This is a genomic window from Streptosporangium nondiastaticum (assembly GCF_003011965.1).
Lineage (GTDB): Bacteria > Actinomycetota > Actinomycetes > Streptomycetales > Streptomycetaceae > Streptomyces > Streptomyces nondiastaticus.
In genome coordinates this window covers 1-1,305 of record NZ_PXWG01000307.1, presented here as the reverse complement: position 1 = coordinate 1,305, position 1,305 = coordinate 1, and the positions used below count along the sequence as shown (strand labels likewise).

General features: G+C 79.1%; 1 protein-coding gene. It reads left to right on the top strand.

The genetic code is table 11. From position 1 onward, the window contains the following. Positions 1 to 1,305: DUF5691 domain-containing protein (locus tag B7P34_RS39570; RefSeq protein ID WP_106682281.1), on the top strand; the 1,305-nt coding region annotated here is incomplete at both ends.

Below are 1,305 nucleotides of genomic sequence, written 5' to 3'. Positions count from 1 at the left end.
CGGCTGCTGGCCGACCGCGGCAGCACCGGCGGCGGCCGCCGCGGCGCGGCCCCGGACCTCACGGAGCTGCTGCCGCAGTGGCTGGCAGCCGCCAACCGGCACGGCTACCAGGCACCTCCGGCGCTGCTGCCGGCCCTGCTGGAGGCGGCGAGGGCCCGTACCGACCTGCGCCCGGAGGCGCTCGTGCTCGGCGGCCCGCGGGCCAGGTGGCTGGCCGGGCTCAACCCGCAGTGGAAGTACGCGCTGCGGGCCGGCCCGGCCGCCGCGGGCCGGGCCGCGGCGGGGCCCGAGGACACCCGCATATGGGAGGAGGGGCTGTTCGCCGAGCGGGCCGCGCATCTCACCTCCCTCCGGCGGCGCGACCCGGCGGCGGCCCGCGAGCTGCTCGCGGGGGCGTGGCCGGCGGAGCGGGCCGAGGACCGTCTGTTGTTCCTGGACGTGCTGCGCGAGGGGCTGTCCGCGGCGGACGAGCCGTTCCTGGAGCGCATCCTGTCCGACCGCAGCCGCAACGTCCGGGCGACCGCGGCGGAGCTGCTGTCCGCGCTTCCGGGCTCGGCGCTCGCGGCCCGGATGGCGGAGCGGGCCCGCAGCTGCGTGTCTCTGGACCGCACGGGCGCGGCAGGCGCGACGGACATGACGGACGTCGGCGAGGGCCCGCGGATCACGGTGGAGGCGCCGCACGAGTGCGACAAGGACATGCAGCGCGACGGCGTCGTCGTGAAGCCGCCGTCCGGGCGGGGGGAGCGCTCGTGGTGGCTGAGCCAGATCGTGGAGGCGGCCCCGCTGGCGGCGTGGCGCGAGCGGTTCGGCGGGCGGAGCCCGGCGGGGATCGTGGCGCTGCCGGTCACCGACGGCTGGCAGCCGGAGCTGCACGCGGCCTGGTGCCGGGCCGCGGTCCGGCAGCGGGACGCGGAGTGGGCGCGGGCGCTGCTCGGGCCGGCGTCGGAGCCGCCCGCGGCCGAGGGCACGTCGTGGAGGGACCCGGCGAAGCTGCTGACGGCACTGCCGGCGGACGAGCGGGCGGAGTGGGTGGCGGAGTTCGTCTCGGCGCACGGTCTGTCGGACGCGTTCCGGCTGCTGGGCGTGTGCGCGGTGCCGTGGGCGGAGCCGCTGGGCCGGGCGATCGTGGACGCCTTGGACACCGCCCGGGACGCGGGCGGCTATCCGTGGAGCTTCAGCGGGGTGATGGGCCTGGCCGAGCGCTGTCTGGACCCGGCGCAGGCCGACCGGCTGAAGGTGCTGACCGCGCAGCCGCAGCCGCCGGACGGCGGCCCGGCCGGGTCCGGCGGGGCCGCGCCGGGCACC